This is a genomic window from Secundilactobacillus sp. MJ173, assembly GCF_059704265.1.
Genome location: NZ_BAAKGN010000039.1, coordinates 1 through 1432 on the forward strand (window position 1 = coordinate 1; position 1432 = coordinate 1432).

At 42.1% G+C, this 1432-nt stretch carries 2 protein-coding genes; both read left to right on the forward strand.

Annotated elements, in window-relative coordinates:
- On the forward strand, positions 1–570 hold a 570-nt coding region (locus tag AC6H04_RS07000), incomplete at its 5' end, for a transposase (RefSeq protein WP_497571022.1).
- The gene (locus tag AC6H04_RS07005) at positions 534–1415 is read left to right on the forward strand and encodes an IS3 family transposase (RefSeq protein WP_497571023.1); all 882 of its coding nucleotides are present in this window, start codon (positions 534–536) and stop codon (positions 1413–1415) included. The genes AC6H04_RS07000 and AC6H04_RS07005, both read left to right, overlap by 37 nt.
- The last annotated feature ends 17 nt before the right edge of the window (positions 1416–1432 follow it).

The following is a 1432-nucleotide window of genomic DNA, read 5'->3' on the forward strand; positions in this document are numbered from 1 at the left end:
GACAAAGAATCTAACGATTGTGGGGCTTTTTGTATGACCAAATATTCAACTGAATTTAAGATTAAAGTAGTTCAAGCCTATTTATCTGGTAAGTATTCTTACGCTTCTTTGGCTGATCTTTATCAGATTCCTGATTCCAGACAAATTGGCGACTGGGTTAGACGTGCTCGATCACAAGGCCTAGAAACGCTTCAAAAGAAGAAATATCATCGCTCATTTACATTGGAGAAAAAGTTAGCTGTGGTAGACTATTATCAAACTCACGATGAGAGTCTTAGACAAGTAGCAATTAAATTCGACATCAACCCGTCACAGTTGTCGATATGGAGCCGCATTTTTAACGAAAGTGGTGCAGCTGGTCTACGACCTCGTCCCCAAAGGAGACAGCTGACCATGGTAAAGAAAAAATCTAATAAAACGGAAAAACTGACACCCACAGAGAAAGAACAGTTAATCCAGGAGAATATGCGTCTCCGTAAGGAACTTTATCGGACAAAGATGGAACGTGATATTTTAAAAGAATTAGGGGCCATATCGAAGAACAAACGGCAGGAAAGAAAGCCGAAGTAGTAGCCTCGCTACGGTCCCAATATCCGTTAGAAGAATTACTGGCTGCTGTTCAGCTGCCCCGGGCAACATTCTATGATCGTCTACACCGCAATAACAAGCCAGATAAATATGCCAAGCTTAAAGCTTTCATTTTGAAAACTTTTCAAGAATCAGGCGAGACCTACGGTTATCGTCGCATTCACTTACTTGCCAGGAAAGCTGGTTTTAAGCTTTCTCCTAATACGGTTCTTAAGTTAATGGGTGATCTAAATCTTGTCGTAACTATCTATTCGAAGCATACCAGTGGCTACCACTCTTATAAGGGGCACGTTGGTACTGTTAACGATAACTTACTTCACCAGCAGTTTAATGCCACAATACCTAATACCGTTTTTCATACCGATGTGACCCAAATTAAACTTCTAGATCATTCCTGGGGTTATATCTCCGCAATTATTGATGAGGCAAGTCGTGAAGTGGTCACTATCATTGTCTCAGCACACGCGAACAAGGAACAACTGACTTTGACGATTGCCGATTTCGCCGAAAAGTGTCCGGCTGATAATACGGTAATCATGCATTCCGACCAAGGCTGGCAGTACCAGTTAGCTGAATATCAGAATGCCATGCGAGAGCTTGGTGTACTCCCCAGTATGTCACGTAAGGGGAACTGTCATGACAACGCACCAATTGAGAGCTTCTTTAGCCTGATGAAACGCGAATGCCTATACCGTCAATCCATACATGATTTGACAGAATTGACACGAGTAGTGTCAGAATATACCGAGTGGTACAACACTAAACGCATTTCGTTGAACAAAAATGGCCTGACCCCGGTAGAATACCGAGAACAGGCCATCGCTTAAAAAAATATTAACTTGTC